The sequence below is a fragment of the Cryobacterium sp. SO2 genome (assembly GCF_026151165.2).
Classification (GTDB): Bacteria; Actinomycetota; Actinomycetes; order Actinomycetales; family Microbacteriaceae; genus Cryobacterium.
The window spans coordinates 1004270-1019762 of record NZ_CP117849.1 but is presented as its reverse complement, the minus strand read 5'-3'; the positions used below and the strand labels follow the sequence as shown (position 1 = coordinate 1019762).

General features: G+C 66.0%; 16 protein-coding genes. 3 read left to right on the top strand and 13 right to left on the bottom strand.

What is annotated here, in order from left to right:
* The first annotated feature begins 51 nt into the window (after window positions 1-51).
* Window positions 52-669 (top strand): acetate uptake transporter, encoded by a 618-nt coding sequence (locus BJQ94_RS04700; RefSeq protein WP_265400914.1) that lies wholly within the window; start codon window positions 52-54, stop codon window positions 667-669.
* Window positions 670-749: 80 nt separating this feature from the next.
* Here BJQ94_RS04700 and BJQ94_RS04695 read toward each other — a convergent pair whose 3' ends face one another.
* Genes BJQ94_RS04695 through BJQ94_RS04685 form a run of 3 tightly spaced genes read right to left on the bottom strand, consistent with a single transcriptional unit; the run spans window position 750 to window position 5431 of the window.
* A complete protein-coding gene (locus BJQ94_RS04695; RefSeq protein WP_275875560.1) occupies window positions 750-2708 on the bottom strand; it encodes an ABC transporter ATP-binding protein in 1959 nt (652 codons plus the stop codon).
* Window positions 2705-4438, bottom strand: a complete 1734-nt coding sequence (locus BJQ94_RS04690; protein WP_265400913.1) for an ABC transporter ATP-binding protein — start codon at window positions 4436-4438, stop codon at window positions 2705-2707. The genes BJQ94_RS04695 and BJQ94_RS04690 overlap by 4 nt, the downstream gene beginning before the upstream one ends.
* 30 nt (window positions 4439-4468) lie before the next feature.
* A complete protein-coding gene (locus BJQ94_RS04685; RefSeq protein WP_265400912.1) occupies window positions 4469-5431 on the bottom strand; it encodes an aldo/keto reductase in 963 nt (320 codons plus the stop codon).
* Between the two features lie 132 nt (window positions 5432-5563).
* Between BJQ94_RS04685 and BJQ94_RS04680 the strand changes: the two genes are divergently transcribed.
* Both BJQ94_RS04680 and BJQ94_RS04675 read left to right on the top strand, forming a co-directional pair.
* The gene (locus tag BJQ94_RS04680) at window positions 5564-6073 is read left to right on the top strand and encodes a methylated-DNA--[protein]-cysteine S-methyltransferase (protein WP_265400911.1); all 510 of its coding nucleotides are present in this window, start codon (window positions 5564-5566) and stop codon (window positions 6071-6073) included.
* Complete coding sequence (locus BJQ94_RS04675) at window positions 6070-6678, top strand: DNA-3-methyladenine glycosylase I (protein WP_265400910.1); 609 nt, start codon at window positions 6070-6072, stop codon at window positions 6676-6678. The genes BJQ94_RS04680 and BJQ94_RS04675 overlap by 4 nt, the downstream gene beginning before the upstream one ends.
* A gap of 18 nt (window positions 6679-6696) precedes the next feature.
* Here BJQ94_RS04675 and BJQ94_RS04670 read toward each other — a convergent pair whose 3' ends face one another.
* The 10 genes from BJQ94_RS04670 to atpB all read right to left on the bottom strand — a co-directional run bounded on the left by BJQ94_RS04670 (window position 6697) and on the right by atpB (window position 15474).
* Complete coding sequence (locus BJQ94_RS04670) at window positions 6697-7689, bottom strand: malate dehydrogenase (RefSeq protein WP_265400909.1); 993 nt, start codon at window positions 7687-7689, stop codon at window positions 6697-6699.
* A 9-nt stretch (window positions 7690-7698) separates the two neighbouring features.
* Window positions 7699-8454 (bottom strand): peroxide stress protein YaaA, encoded by a 756-nt coding sequence (locus BJQ94_RS04665; RefSeq protein ID WP_265400908.1) that lies wholly within the window; start codon window positions 8452-8454, stop codon window positions 7699-7701.
* A gap of 20 nt (window positions 8455-8474) precedes the next feature.
* Window positions 8475-8741 carry a F0F1 ATP synthase subunit epsilon gene (locus tag BJQ94_RS04660; protein WP_265400907.1) on the bottom strand — a complete coding sequence of 89 codons (267 nt, stop codon included), beginning with the start codon at window positions 8739-8741 and terminating at the stop codon, window positions 8475-8477.
* Between the two features lie 2 nt (window positions 8742-8743).
* Entirely contained in the window at window positions 8744-10207 is a 1464-nt protein-coding gene (gene atpD / locus BJQ94_RS04655; protein ID WP_265400906.1) for a F0F1 ATP synthase subunit beta, read from the bottom strand.
* A gap of 18 nt (window positions 10208-10225) precedes the next feature.
* Entirely contained in the window at window positions 10226-11125 is a 900-nt protein-coding gene (locus BJQ94_RS04650; RefSeq protein WP_265400905.1) for a F0F1 ATP synthase subunit gamma, read from the bottom strand.
* A 53-nt stretch (window positions 11126-11178) separates the two neighbouring features.
* A complete protein-coding gene (atpA, locus tag BJQ94_RS04645) occupies window positions 11179-12816 on the bottom strand; it encodes a F0F1 ATP synthase subunit alpha (protein WP_265400962.1) in 1638 nt (545 codons plus the stop codon).
* An 87-nt stretch (window positions 12817-12903) separates the two neighbouring features.
* Window positions 12904-13701 carry a F0F1 ATP synthase subunit delta gene (locus BJQ94_RS04640; protein WP_265400904.1) on the bottom strand — a complete coding sequence of 266 codons (798 nt, stop codon included), beginning with the start codon at window positions 13699-13701 and terminating at the stop codon, window positions 12904-12906.
* 4 nt (window positions 13702-13705) lie between these two features.
* Window positions 13706-14272: a F0F1 ATP synthase subunit B gene (locus tag BJQ94_RS04635; protein WP_265400903.1), complete on the bottom strand. Its 567-nt coding sequence runs from the start codon at window positions 14270-14272 to the stop codon at window positions 13706-13708.
* 31 nt (window positions 14273-14303) lie between these two features.
* Complete coding sequence (atpE, locus tag BJQ94_RS04630) at window positions 14304-14537, bottom strand: ATP synthase F0 subunit C (RefSeq protein WP_066593671.1); 234 nt, start codon at window positions 14535-14537, stop codon at window positions 14304-14306.
* 49 nt (window positions 14538-14586) lie between these two features.
* Window positions 14587-15474: a F0F1 ATP synthase subunit A gene (gene atpB / locus BJQ94_RS04625; protein ID WP_265400902.1), complete on the bottom strand. Its 888-nt coding sequence runs from the start codon at window positions 15472-15474 to the stop codon at window positions 14587-14589.
* Between the last annotated feature and the right edge of the window lie 19 nt (window positions 15475-15493).

Sequence of the window (15493 nt, the reverse complement as noted above, 5' to 3'; positions counted from 1 at the left end):
GCCTCGGCCGTCGTACGGCTGATAATCTCGGAACAAATGACACAGATTAATATGACTAATCCGGAAGCCCCTGTGGCCTCCGCGACAGCACCCTCAGCACCCGCTCCCGCCGCCGCAGCCCACGGCATCGCCGACCCAGGCGCCCTGGGCCTGGGCGCGTTCGCCCTCACCACCTTCGTGCTCAGCATGTCCAACACCGGCATCGTGCCCTCCAGCGCCGCGGTGCTCGGCCTCGCGCTGTTCTACGGCGGAATCGCCCAGGTCATCGCCGGCATCTGGGAGCTGCGCAACGGCAACACCTTCGGCGCGACCGCGTTCACCTCCTTCGGCGCCTTCTGGCTGGCCTTCTGGTACCTCGAGAGCACCGGGGGCAACGTCGAGGCCGGCGCCGCCGGCATGGGCACGTTCCTGCTCGCCTGGGCGATCTTCACGCTGTACATGACGGTGGCCGCCAAGAAGACCAACGGTTCGATCTTCATCGTCTTCGTGGCGCTGTCGATCACGTTCCTGCTGCTCGCCATCGGCGCGTACACCGGGATCACCGCCATCCACCAGCTCGGTGGCTGGTTCGGCATCCTCACGGCGCTTCTGGCCTGGTACGGCTCCTTCGCCGTGGTCTACAACTCCACTTCCGGCCGCCAGTCCCTCCCCGTCTGGCCCTCCAAATAACACGCGAACCGTGAGAAGGGCCCCAAAAACCTCAGGTTTTTGGGGCCCTTCTCACGGTTCGCGGGCTGGGTGGTGGTTTTTTACTCGATGGCCGCGGCGAATTGGGAGTCGTACAGGGCCCGGTAGGCGCCATCGGCCAGGAGGAGCTGCTCGTGGTTGCCCTGCTCCACGATCCGGCCGGCCTCCATCACCAGGATCAGGTCGGCGTCGCGGATGGTCGACAGGCGGTGCGCGATCACGAAGCTCGTGCGGTCGGCGCGCAGCGCGCTCATGGCGTGCTGCACAAGCACCTCGGTGCGGGTGTCGACGGAGCTGGTGGCCTCGTCGAGGATCAGCACGCTCGGCCGGGCCAGGAACGCCCTGGCGATGGTGAGCAGCTGCTTCTCCCCCGCGCTGACGTTGCCGCCCTCGTCGTCGAGCACGGTGTCGTAGCCGTCCGGCAGCGAGTGCACGAACCTGTCCACGTAGGTGGCCTTGGCCGCCTCGAGGATCTGCTCCTCGGTGGCATCCGGCCGCCCGTAGGCGATGTTGTCGCGGATGCTGCCACCGAACAGCCAGGTGTCCTGTAACACCATGCCCATCCGGCCGCGCAGGTCGTCGCGGGTCATCAGGGAGATGTCGACGCCGTCCAGGGTGATCCGGCCGCGGTCGAGCTCGTAGAAGCGCATCATCAGGTTCACCAGCGTGGTCTTGCCCGCACCGGTCGGGCCGACGATGGCCACGGTCTGGCCGGGCTCCGCCACCAGGTTGAGGCCCTCGATGAGCGGCTTGTCGGCGCTGTAGCTGAACGACACGTCCTCGAACACCAGCCGCCCGTGGGTCTCGGTCGGCGTCTCGGCCGGGTCGGCGTCCGGGGTCTGCTCGTCGGCATCCAGCAGTTCGAAGACCCGCTCGGCACTGGCCACACCGGACTGCAGCAGGTTGGCCATCGAGCCGAGCTGCGCGAGCGGCTGGGTGAACTGCCTGGAGTACTGGATGAACGCCTGCACGTCACCGAGCTGCATGGCCCCTGAGGCCACCTGCAGTCCGCCGACGACGGCGATGCCAACGTAGACGAGGTTGCCGATGAAGGTCATGGCCGGCATGATCATGCCGCTCACGAACTGGGCGCCGAAGCTGGCCTCGTAGAGTTCGGCGTTCTTGGCGGTGAAGCGCTGCTCCACCTCTTTCTGCCGGCCGAAGACCTTGACCAGGGCGTGCCCGGAGAAGGTTTCCTCAATCTGGCCGTTGAGCTCGCCCGTGTGCGTCCACTGGGCCACGAAGAGTTTCTGCGAACGCTTGGCGATCAACACGGTGGTCACCAGAGTGAGCGGCACGGTGACGAGGGCGATCACGGCGAGCAGTGGCGAGAGCAGCAGCATCATGACGATGACGCCGATGACGGTGAGCAACGACGTGACCACCTGGCTGAGCGACTGCTGCAGGCTCTGCGAGATGTTGTCGACGTCGTTGGTCACCCGGCTGAGCAGTTCGCCGCGCTTGACGGTGTCGAAGTAGCCCAGCGGCAGCCGGTTGATCTTGGCCTCGATCTCCTCGCGCAGCCTGAACACAGTGCGCTGCACGACGGCATTGAGCACCAGAGCCTGCAGCCAGCTGAACACCGACGCGAGGATGTACAGCGCCAGCACCCAGAACAGCACGGCGGACAGCGCCGCGAAGTCGATGCCCAGCCCGGGAGTGAGCGTCATGGCACTGAGCATGTCGGCCTTGGCCGTGTCACCGGATGCGTTCAGCCCCGCGATGATCTCGGCCTGCGTCATCCCGGCCGGCAGGGCCTTGGAGACGATGCCGGAGAAGATCAGGTTGGTGCCCTCGCCGAGCAGGCGAGGTCCGATCACCGAGAACGTCACGCTGATCACGGCGAGCACCAGCACGAGCATGAGCCACACCCGCTCCGGGCGCAGCTTGCCGATCAGGCGTTTGGCGCTCGGACCGAAGTTCATGGCCTTCTCGGCCGGCATGTTCATGCCGCCGAACGGCCCTCCGCCGCGCGGGGGCCTGGCGGGAACCTTGACGTCGTCGTCGGTGCTGTCGCTCATTTGGTGGCCTCCGCTGCCAGCTGGGATGCCGCAATTTCCTGATAGGTGGTCGAGGTCTCCAGGAGCTCCTCGTGGGTGCCGCTGGCGACGATCCGGCCGTCTTCGACAACGAGGATCTGGTCGGCGTCGATGATCGTGGACACCCGCTGCGCGACGATGATCATGGTGGCGTCGCTGACGTCCTCGGCCAGGGCCGCCCGCAGGCGGGAATCCGTGGCGAGGTCGAGGGCCGAGAACGAGTCGTCGAAGATGTAGAGCTCCGGCCGTTTCACCAGCGCCCTGGCGATCGCGAGACGTTGCCGCTGCCCGCCGGAGACGTTGGTTCCGCCCTGGGCGATGGGGGCGTCGAGGCCGCCGTCGAGCCGTTCCACGAAGTCACGGGCCTGCGCGGTCTCCAGCGCCTGCCAGATCTCGGCCTCGGAGGCATCCGGCTTGCCGTAGAGCAGGTTGCTGCGCACGGTGCCGGAGAACAGGTACGGTTTCTGCGGCACCAGGCCGATGTGGCCCCAGAGCAGGTCGGGGTTGAGTTCGCGCACGTCGACTCCGCCGAACAGCACGGTGCCGCTGGTGGCGTCGAACAGCCTCGGCATCAGGTTGACCAGGGTGGTCTTGCCCGAGCCGGTGCTGCCGATGATGGCTGTGGTGTAGCCGGGCCTGGCCACGAAGCTGATGTCGCTGAGCACCGGTTGGTCGGCGCCCGGGTAGGCGAAGCCCACTCCGCGCAGTTCGAGCTCACCGTGCCCGATGGTGGCGTTGACCGGGTTCAGCGGCGGGCGCACGCTGGATTCGGTGTCGAGCACCTCGCCGATGCGGTCGGCGGAGACCGTGGCCCGCGGGATCATCACGGCCATGAAGGTGGCCATCATCACGGCCATCAGGATCTGCATGAGGTAGCTGAGGAACGCGATCAGGGTGCCCACCTGCATCGAGCCGTCTTCGATGCGGAACGCGCCGAACCAGATCACGGCGACGCTGGAGACGTTGAGCACGAGCATGACGACGGGGAACATCAGGGCCATCAACCGGCCGGCCTGCAGCGCGGTGTCGGTGACGTCGGTGTTCGCGCGGCCGAAGCGGCGGGTCTCCACGTCTTCCCGCACGAACGCGCGGATCACGCGGATGCCGGTGAGCTGTTCGCGCAGCACCCGGTTGACGGTGTCGATGCGCACCTGCATCACCCGGAACAGGGGCACCATCCGTACGATGATGAGTCCGACGGCCACGAGCAGCACCGGCACGCTGACGGCGATCAGCCAGGACAGTTCGAGGTCCTGGCGCATCGCCATGATGATGCCGCCCACGCACAGGATGGGGGCGGACACCAGCAGGGTGCAGGTGGTGAGCACGAGCATCTGCACCTGCTGCACGTCGTTGGTGGAGCGGGTGATCAGCGACGGGGCGCCGAACCGGCTGACCTCCTGCTCGGAGAACTCGCCCACCCTGGTGAACACGGCGCCGCGCAGGTCACGGCCGAGGGCCATGGCCGCCTTGGCGCCGAAGTAGACGGCGATGATGGCGCAGATGATCTGGCCCAGGGTGATCAGCAGCATCACTCCGCCGGTGCGGAGGATGTAGCCGGTGTCGCCCGTGGCGACGCCCTCGTCGATGATGTCGGCGTTGAGCGAGGGCAGGTAGAGCGACGCTATCGACTGCGCCAGTTGGAACACGACAACGGCCACCAGCAACCGCCAATGCGGGCGGAGGTAGTGTACGAGCAATTTCCAGAGCATGGGTGTCCTTGGTGTCTCAGCGAGCACGGGTTACGCGAAAAGGGCGGAGATGTAGGCGACGTCTTCGCCGGTGGGCCGCCAGGTGGTGGCCGCCTCGGCGTTCTGCACGATCTGTTCCGGCCTGGTGGCACCGGCGATCACGCTGGTGAGCCCCGGCTGGGCGAGCAGCCAGGCGAGCGTGGCCGCGAGCATGCTCACGCCCCTGTCGTCGCAGAACTGCTGGTACCGCTCGATGGTGTCCCAGGGGGCGTCGTCGAGCAGGTGCCGGCGCACCATCATGATCCGGCTGTCCGCCGGCCCTCCCGCGCGGCTGAACTTGCCGGTGAACAGGCCGTTATAGAGCGGGAAGAACGGCAGGAAGCCGAGCCCGTACGCGTTCACGGCGGGCAGGACCTCCTCCTCTGCGTCGCGCACGAGCAGGCTGTATTCGTTCTGGGCCGAGATGAACGCCGGGTGCCCGGCCATCTTCGCGGTGAACTCGGCTTCGGCGATCTGCCAGCCGGCGAGATTGGAGTGGCCGATGTAACGGATCTTCCCCTCGCGGATCAGGTCGTCCAGCACCGAGAGGGTCTCCTCGATGGGCGTGTTCGGGTCGGGCCGGTGCAGCTGGTAGAGGTCGATCCAGTCGGTCTGCAGCCGGGTGAGCGAGGCCTCAACGGCCAGTCGGATGTACCGGCGCGAACCGCGCGCGTCCCAGTCCGGGCCGTTGGAGCCGTTCATGTCCATGCCGAACTTGGTGGCGAGAACGATCTTCTCCCGCTTGCCGCGGAGTGAATGGCCCATCAGGGTCTCGCTGAGTCCCCGTTCGGCGCCGTAGATGTCGGCCGTGTCGAAGAGGGTGACCCCCGCGTCGATCGCGGCGTCGATCACGAGGGAGGTGCCGGCCTGGCTTTCGGTCGTCGTGCCGGTGCGGCCGAAATTATTGCAGCCGAGCCCGATCGTCGAAACGACGAGTCCTGAATTGCCGAGAGTGCGATAGTCGATCTGAGCCATTGCTCCAGACTATTCCTCTCCGGAGCCGGAAAGAGGACCTTTCGCCCCTCCTCCACAGGCCACGCGCCGGCGGAATATTCCGGTGTCCGAAACCCGCCGGAACCGCCGGGGCACGCCGACTACAGTCGCAGTATGAGCAGCCCAACCTCCCTCCCCCCGAACCTGATCAGAGTCGACAGCCCGCTGGGCGGCCTCGAGCTCACCGGCGACGACACCGAGATCTGGTCCCTGGCCATCGTCAGGAACGGCCACCTGCCTTTCGAGGGCCTCCCGGAGGCCCCCACTCCCCTGTTGCGGCGAGCGGCCCAGCAGCTCACCGAGTACTTCGCCGGCGACAGGGTCGCCTTCGATGTGCCGGTGCGGCTCTCTCGTGGCACCGAGTTCCAGCGCAGCGTCTGGCAGGGCCTGGCCGCGATCCCCTACGGCGACCACCTCTCCTACGGCGAACTGGGCCGTTCGATCGGCAAGAGCGGCGCCGGCCGGGCGATCGGCGGGGCGGTCGGGGCGAACCCCGCACCGATCCTGGTGGGCTGTCACCGGGTGCTCGCCTCCAACGGACGCATCACCGGGTTCAGCGCCGGTGAGGGCATCCCCACCAAACAGTGGCTGTTGCGCCACGAGGGCATCGAGTACGTCGGATGAGCGTCGACGCTGCCCCGGTGCTGCGCGCATCGGTCGTCGTCGGTGACGACGGCCTCACCCGGTGCGGCTGGGCTGCGAACGACAGCGAATACCGGCGGTACCACGACGAGGAGTGGGGTACGCCGCTGCACGACGACCAGCGCCTGTTCGAGAAGCTCTGCCTCGAGGGCTTCCAGGCCGGGCTCTCCTGGATCACGATCCTGCGCCGCCGGCCGGCTTTCCGGGCCGCGTTCGCGAACTTCGACGTAGATACCGTGGCCGCGTATACCGATGCCGATGTGGAGCGGCTACTGGCCGACGAGAGCATCATCCGGCACAGGGGCAAGATCACCGCCACCATCGGCAACGCCCGCACCACCCAGGCGCTCGGCGAAAGCCTCGCGGAGCTGATCTGGAGCTTCGCCCCCGCACCGCGCCCCGCACCGCTGCGCACGCTGGCGGAGGTGCCGGCGATCACCCCGGAGTCCACCGCCCTCAGCAAGGCCCTCCGCGCGCGCGGCTACAAATTCGTCGGCCCCACCACGATGTACGCGCTGATGCAGTCCAGCGGCCTGGTCAACGACCACGTGGCCGGCTGCCACCTGGCTCCGGCGCCGGCCGCTTGAGCGTGGAGCCCAGGCAGGCTAGCCGGGGCCGAGCAGCCCCAGGGCGCTGACGGCGTCGCGTTCGGCTTCGAGGTCGGCCACAGAGGCGTCGATCCGCGCTCGCGAGAACGCGTCGATCTCGAGGCCAGGTTCGATCGACCAGCGTCCGCCGAGAGAGCGCACCGGGTAGGACGACACCAGTCCATCCGGCACACAGTACGAGCCGTCCGAGACCACGCCGGCGCTGGTCCAGTCATCGCCGGTGCCGTTCACCCAGTCGTAGACGTGGTCGACGGTGGCGCTGGCGGCTGAGCCCATCGAGGACGCGCCGCGGACGGCGATGATCTCCGCGCCGCGGTTGGCCACCCGGGGGATGAACTCGTTCACCAGCCAGGCGTCGTCCACCAGGTCGCGCACCGGGCGTCCGTCGATCGTGGCGTGGCTGACGTCGGGGTATTGCAGGGCGGAGTGGTTGCCCCAGATGGCCACGCCGCGCACCGAGGTCACCGGCACCGACAGTTTGGCGGCGAGCTGGGCGACCGCCCGGTTGTGGTCGAGCCTGGTGAGGGCCGTGAACCGGTCGGCGGGAACGTCCGGTGCGTGGCTGGACGCCACGAGGGCGTTGGTGTTGGCCGGGTTGCCCACCACGACCACCCTGACGTCGTCCGCTGCACCGGCGTTGATGGCGGCGCCCTGCGGGCCGAAGATGCGGGCGTTTCCCTCGAGCAGGTCTGCGCGCTGTTGGCCGGGGCCGCGGGGGCGGGAGCCCACCAGGATCGCGATGTTGGTGCCGTCGAAGGCCTGGGCCGGATCATCCGTCACCCGCACGTCCCGCAGCAGCGGGAACGCGCTGTCCTGCAGTTCGAACGCGCTGCCCTCTGCGGCCTGGAGTCCGCCGGGGATCTCCAGCAGGCGCAGGGCCACGGGCACGTCGGGCCCGAGCAATTGGCCTGATGCGATGCGGAACATGAGCGCGTAGCCGATGTTGCCCCCGGCGCCGGTGACGGTGACGTTAACTCGTTGTCTCTGCACGACTAAATACTAGGCGTGGCCGGTCACCACCAGTTGCAATTCGCCCGTGGCGCCGGGCCGCAGGGTGAGCCCCGCCGTCGGAGCCCAGCCGAGCAGCTCCTCGACGGTGCCGAAGTCCTGCCCGTTCGTCAGCAGCGCCCGGGTGAATTCGCCCTTCGACTTCTTGTTGAAGTGGTTGAGCGCGCGGGTCTGACCGTCAGCGGTCTCCGTCACCACGCGCAGGAAGTAGCGCGCGGGATGGGCCGCCGCGGCTCCCAGCGATACGTAACCTTCCGACCGCAGGTCGAGCAGGAGCCCGCCGGAGGACTCCAGCACGGCCGACACGTCGGTGGCCCAGTGCTTCTTGAGTGGCAGCTCCGGCAGCCGGGAATCGTGCGACAGTCTGTAGGCGGGTACCAGGTCGAGGCCGCCGACCGGGCCGAGCAAAGCCGAGTGCACGAGCAGGTGGCGCCCGGCGAAAGCGCGGGCGTCGGGCGACAGGGTCGCGGCATCCAGCGCGTCGTAGAGTACGCCGGTGTACCGGTCGATCACCGGAGTCGTCGGGGACGAAGCGACCGTGGCGTTGCGCTCGACCTCGGCCAGTTGGGTGCGGCCGAGTTTGAGGGCGCGCACAGTGGCGTCCTGGTCTTTCGCCAGCGACTTCAGTGCCCGTACCACGGTGCGGCGGCGGCGGTTGAGGGCGGGAAAGACCAGTGAGTCGATGTCCAGGGACGCAAAACCGCCGCCGGAGCGTTTCGTCTCCGACGGCGGTAGCAATACAAACACAGTGTCCTAGCGGGCAGTTCCTAAACGAGCGCGGCCTTGCGGGCCACGATGGTGATGGTGTCGTTCTCGACCGAGAGGAAGCCGTCGGCTGCCTCGGCGACGACCTTGGAGCCGTCGGCCAGGGTCAGGCGCACCTCACCACTGGAGAGGATCGCCAGCAGCGGCTCGTGGCCGGCGAGAATACCGATCTCGCCTTCCACGGTGCGGGCCACGACCATGGTCGCCTCGCCGGACCAGACCTGCTGGTCCGCCGAGACGACACTCACGGTAAGCGGAGCCGAAGCCATGCTTAGCCGTTCTCCTTCTGGATCTGAGCCCACTTCTCTTCGACGTCGCCGATGCCACCGACGTTGAAGAAGGCCTGCTCCGACACGTGGTCGAAGTCACCGTTGGCGATGGCCGTGAAGGACTCGATGGTGTCCTTGAGCGACACGGTCGAACCCTCGACGCCGGTGAACTTCTTCGCCATGTAAGTGTTCTGCGAGAGGAACTGCTGGATGCGCCGGGCGCGGGCCACGGTCACCTTGTCCTCTTCGGAGAGCTCGTCAACACCGAGGATCGCGATGATCTCCTGGAGTTCCTTGTTCTTCTGCAGGATCGCCTTGACGCGAACGGCCGTGTTGTAGTGGTCGGCGCCCAGGTAGCGGGGGTCGAGGATACGGCTGGACGAGGTGAGCGGGTCGACGGCCGGGTAGAGGCCCTTCGACGCGATCTCACGCGACAGTTCGGTGGTGGCATCGAGGTGCGCGAACGTGGTCGCCGGGGCCGGGTCGGTGTAGTCGTCAGCGGGCACGTAGATGGCCTGCAGCGAGGTGATCGAGTGGCCACGGGTCGACGTGATGCGCTCCTGCAGGATGCCCATCTCGTCGGCCAGGTTCGGCTGGTAACCCACGGCGGACGGCATGCGGCCCAGCAGGGTCGACACCTCAGAACCGGCCTGGGTGAAGCGGAAGATGTTGTCGATGAAGAGCAACACGTCCTGCTTGGCAACGTCACGGAAGTACTCCGCCATGGTCAGCGCGGAGAGCGCGACACGCAGTCGCGTTCCCGGCGGCTCATCCATCTGGCCGAATACGAGGGCGGTCTTGTCGAAGACACCGGCCTCTTCCATTTCGCCGATGAGGTCGTTGCCCTCACGGGTACGCTCGCCGACACCGGCGAACACAGACACACCACCGTGGTCCTGCGCGACGCGCTGGATCATTTCCTGGATCAGAACGGTCTTGCCGACACCGGCACCACCGAAGAGGCCGATCTTTCCGCCGAGCACGTACGGCGTGAGCAGGTCGATAACCTTGATGCCGGTCTCGAACAGCTGGGTCTTGGACTCCAGCTGGTCGAAGGGCGGCGGCTTGCGGTGGATGGGCCAGCGCTCGGTGATCTCGATCTTCTCACCGGGCTTGGCGTTGAGCACCTCGCCGATGACGTTGAAGACGCGGCCCTTGGTGACGTTGCCGACCGGAACCATGATGGGCGAGCCGGTGTCCCGGACCTCCTGGCCGCGGACGAGTCCGTCGGTCGGGTTCAGGGCGATGGCGCGCACGAGGTCGTCACCGAGGTGCAGGGCAACCTCGAGGGTGATCTCGGTCGACTCGTCGCCAATGACGATGGTCGTCTTGAGCGCGTTGTACATTCCAGGGATCGAGTCGTGCGGGAACTCGATGTCCACGACGGGTCCCGTAACGCGTGCGATCCGGCCCACAGCGCCGGCTGTGCCCTCTTCGAGGACTGGCGCGATTGCGGTGTCAGTCATAACTCTCTCTTCTCTGGGTTAGTTCTTGGCGGATGAGAGCGCATCGGCTCCACCCACGATCTCGGAAATCTGCTGCGTGATCTCGGTCTGGCGCGCGTTGTTCGACAGCCGCGTGAAGTCCTTGATGAGCTTGTCCGCGTTGTCGCTGGCCGACTTCATGGCCTTCTGACGGCTGGCGTGCTCCGAAGCGGCCGACTGCAACATGGCGTTGAAGATGCGGCTTTCGATGTACACCGGCAGCAGGGCGTCGAGAACGGTCTCGGCCTCAGGCTCGAATTCGTAGAGCGGCAGCACGGATGCGGCGTCGGCGGCTTCGCCTTCGACGACCTCAAGGGGCAGCAACCGGACAACTTCCGGAACCTGGGTGACCATGCTGACGAAGCGGTTGTAGACGATGTGAATCTCGTCGACGCCGCCGTCGTCCGCTCCGCGAAGGAAGGCTTCGAGGAGGGCCTCGCCGATCTCCTGCGCCGTGTCGAACACGGGCTGGTCGGTCGCGCCGGTCCAGGATCGCTCCGAGACGCGACGGCGGAAGCTGAAGTACGCGAGGGCCTTGCGGCCGACCAGGTAGTAGACGACGTCCTTGCCCTGGCTGCGCAGCAGCTCGCTGAGCTGTTCGGCTTCACGGAGCACCTGGGAGCTGAACGCGCCCGCCAGGCCTCGGTCGGAGGCGAAGATGACGACCGCGGCGCGGTTGATGGTCTCCGGCTCCGTGGTCAGCACGTGCTCGATGTTCGAGTACGTGGCAACCGCCGAAACGGCGCGCGTGATCGCTCGCGAATACGGGGTGGACGCAGCAACCCTCGCCTGCGCCTTCTGGATGCGCGAGGCGGAGATCAGCTCCATGGCCCGAGTGATCTTCTTGGTCGTCTGGGCAGATTTGATCTTCTGCCGGTAGACCCGAAGTTGCGCTCCCATGTGTCTCCTGTGCTTACTTGTCTGTCGTGTCGGTGGATGTTAAGCGTGGGCGACTAGCGCTTGTGCTTGACGATCTTTTCCTGGTTGACGTCTTCCGCCTTGGTTGCGACGAATTCTTCGCGGCCGACGGAGGCGAGTGCCTTGCCTTCACCGGTCTGGAATTCGCGCTTGAAGGTGTCGACCGCTGCGGTGAGCTCGGCGACGGTGTCGTCGGAGAGCACGTTGGTCTCGCGCAGCGTGGTGAGGATGCCGGTGTTGCGGCCCAGGTAGTCGAGCAGTTCGCGCTCGAAACGCAGGATGTCCTCGAGGGGAACCTCGTCGAGCTTGCCGTTGGTGCCGGCCCAGATCGAGACGACCTGGTCTTCGACGGGGTACGGCGAGTACTGCGGCTGCTTGAGCAACTCGGTCAGGCGCGCGCCACGGGCAAGCTGGCGACGGCTGGCCGGGTCGAGGTCAGATGCGAACATCGAGAACGCCTCGAGCGAGCGGTACTGGGCCAGTTCGAGTTTGAGGGTACCGGAGACCTTCTTGATCGACTTGACCTGAGCGTCACCACCGACTCGGGAGACCGAAATTCCCACGTCGACAGCGGGGCGCTGGTTGGCGTTGAAGAGGTCGGACTGCAGGAAGATCTGGCCGTCGGTGATCGAGATCACGTTGGTCGGAATGTAGGCGGCAACGTCGTTGGCCTTGGTCTCGATGATCGGCAGGCCGGTCATCGATCCGGCGCCGAGCTCGTCGGAGAGCTTGGCGCAACGCTCGAGCAGACGGGAGTGCAGGTAGAACACGTCGCCGGGGTACGCTTCGCGTCCCGGCGGGCGACGCAGCAGCAGCGACACCGCACGGTAGGCCTCGGCCTGCTTGGACAGGTCGTCGAAGATGATGAGAACGTGCTTGCCGGCGTACATCCAGTGCTGGCCGATGGCCGAACCGGTGTAGGGGGCGAGGTACTTGAAGCCGGCCGGGTCGGAGGCGGGGGCCGCCACGATGGTCGTGTACTCCATCGCTCCAGCGTCCTCGAGAGCACCCTTCACCGAAGCGATGGTGGAGCCCTTCTGGCCGATGGCGACGTAGATGCAGCGAACCTGCTTGTTGGTGTCGCCGGACTCCCAGTTGGCCTTCTGGTTGATGATGGTGTCCACCGCGATGGCAGTCTTGCCGGTCTGGCGGTCACCGATGATCAGCTGGCGCTGGCCACGGCCGATCGGGATCATGGCGTCGATGGCCTTGATGCCGGTCTGCATCGGCTCGTGCACCGACTTGCGGTGCATGACGCCGGGAGCCTGCAGCTCGAGGGCGCGGCGGCCATCCGTCTTGATCTCACCGAGACCGTCGATCGGGGCGCCGAGCGGGTCGACGACGCGGCCGAGGTAGCCGTCGCCGACGGGAACGGAGAGGACCTCGCCAGTGCGGTACACCTCCATGCCTTCGACGATGCCGGCGAACTCGCCGAGGACGACAACACCGATCTCGTCTTCGTCAAGGTTCAGCGCGAGGCCCAGAGTGCCGTCGGCGAACTTGATGAGCTCGTTGGCCATGACGCCGGGGAGACCCTCAACGTGGGCGATGCCATCGCCCGCGGTGGTGACGTAGCCGACCTCGGTCGTTGCGGTCTTGTTCGGCTCGTAGGACTTGACGAAGTCCTGGAGAGCATCACGGATCTCATCGGGGCTGATCGTTAGTTCTGCCATCATCTTCCCTTTTCTGTACAGCAGTACAGGCTTTGTCTTTTCGACACGTTACCGTCTCGAGGTTTGTGTGATCTGAGAACCCGAAGGTTACCCAGCAAGCTGCAGTCTCAAGTCCTTGAGACGGGTGGCGATGCTGCCGTCGATGACGTCATCGCCGATCTGTACTTTCAGGCCGCCGACGACGGATGCGTCGATGACCTGATTGATGGTGAGGTTGCGTCCGTACCGTGAAGACAGGGTCTTCGCGAGGCGGTCCAGCTGGGTGGAGGTCAACCGCGTGGCGGAGATGACTGTCGCGATCATGGTGTCAGCCTGATCGGCGACGATCGCGGCGGCATCTCCCAGCAGTTCGCCGATGCGGCGGCCGCGGGGCTGCTGCACGAGGTGTCGCACGATGACGAGGGTTTGCGCGCTCGCCTTGCCGGAGAGCAGCGCGTCGACGAGGCTCACCTTGGCCGCGGCCGGGGTGAGCTTGCTGGTCAGCGCCAGTTCGAGTTCAGCGTCGGAGGAGACCGCCGCGCCGAAGGTGAACAGCTCGGAGTCGATCGACACGTCTGCCGGAGCGGACGCGGCGGTTACGCGCAGGCCGAGTTCTTCGATCCCTGCGAGCAGGTCCTGGTGGCTCGACCACCGGGCTGCCGCAGCCGACTGCAGCAGCTCGAGGGCTGCCGGCGTCAGCGTCGGAGCGAAGACCGCCTTGACCAGGGCGGCCTTGGCGGTCTCGTCGGCTGAGGCGTCGCCGATGGCGGCCAGCAGCTGAGAGGAGTTGCCGATGACCCGGCCGGCGTCGAACAGGCTTTCGCCCGTCGCCAGATCGGCCGAGTCGGCGTGGGCGGCCAGGGCCGTCCGCGACGAGGCCAAGGCTTCTCTGGTGGCGCTTCCCATGTGTCTAGTGCTTTCCGGCCGACGGGGCCGTGTTCTCGGAGGACTCGATGTCGGCGAGGAACCTGTCGACGATGGCGCTGGCGCGCGCGTCGTCGTTCAGGCTTTCGCCGATGACACCGGAGGCCAGGTCGAGAGCCAGGGTGCCGACCTCGCTGCGAAGCGAGGTGATGGCGGCCTGGTGCTCTGCTTCGATCTGAGTCTTGGCGGTGGCCATGATCCGGGCGGCGTCCGAGGACGCCTGCTCACGAAGCTCGGCGACGATCTGCTGACCGTCGGCGCGAGCCTGCTCGCGGATCTGGCCGGCTTCGACGCGCGCTGCAGCGAGCTGGGCGGTGTACTGCTCGAGAGCAGCCTCTGCCTTGCGCTGGGCGTCGTCGGCCTTGGCGATGTTTCCTTCAATGGCCTCGGCGCGATCGTCGAGGAGCTTCTGCATCCGCGGAAGCGCGAGCTTCCAGAAGAAGAACAGAATGACGATGAAGATGAACGACGACCAAATGATGTCGTACCACTCCGGAAGAAGCGGGTTGTGCGACTCTTCCGCCGCGGCAGCCGCAATCACTGAGTGAAGCATCGTGCCTCCTTACTAGTTGTAGAAAAGAGGACTAAACGAAGATGAAGTAGGTCGCGATACCGATGAACGCGAGCGCCTCGGTGAATGCGATACCGATGTACATCAGCACCTGCAGGCGGCCGGCGAGTTCGGGCTGACGCGCGACACCCTCGATGGTCTTGCCCACGACGATACCAACGCCGATTGCCGGGCCGATAGCCGCGAGGCCGTAGCCGACGGTGGCAATGTTGCCGTTGATTTCCGCGAGAACGGTAACTGCGTCCACGTGTGTTTCCTTCCGTAGTGACGTACCCGGCGAGTGCCGGATGCGAGGTTTAGTGCTCGTCAGCCAGCGCGAGCTGGATGTAGACAGCGGTGAGAAGTGCGAATACGTAGGCCTGCAGCACGGCGACCAACAATTCGAACAGGGTGAAAGCGAACCCGAAGGCCAACGTCCCCACGCCAAACGCCTTGAATGCGCCATCTGCCGTGAAGAAGAAGAACTGAGTCGCCGAGAAGAACAGCACCAGTAGAAGGTGTCCGACGATCATGTTCATGAGAAGTCGGAGCGTCAGGGTGACCGGGCGGATCAGGAACGTGGAGACGAACTCGATCGGCGTGACGATGATGTACAGCACCGGCGGCACTCCGGGCGGGAAGAGCGAGTTCCGGAAGAACTTGCCCGGGCTCTTCTTGATTCCGGCATAGATGAACGTGGCGTAGGCCACGAGGGCCAGGACCAGCGGAACGCCGATCACTGAGGTGCCGGCGATGTTCAGGAACGGGATCACACCGGTGAAGTTCATGAACAGCACCATGAAGAAGATGGTGGTGATCAGGGGAAGGAAGCGCTTGCCGTCTTTCTTGCCCAGCAGGTCTTCTGCGATGTTGACGCGGACGAAGTCGAGGCCCATTTCGGCGATGCTCTGCAGCTTGCCGGGCACGATCTTCATGCGGCGAGTGCCGAGCCAGAAGATCAACATCATTCCGGCCACCGCGATGAGGCGGATGATGATGACCCGGTTCATTTCGAACGGGGTGCCGGCGAAGAAGATCGCATCGGGGAAGAACTCGTTGATCGTCGGACCGTGGAATTCACCGTCGTCGGACGCAAACGGAACGAGCAGGTTTACGGCGGTTTCTAGCAGCGCTTTCTCCTGGTTCGGGGCGTGGAGCTCTGCTCTCGCAACGACGAATAATAATGCCGGCCCTCGTGCCAGCATGGGCAACGTCGGTCCGGGG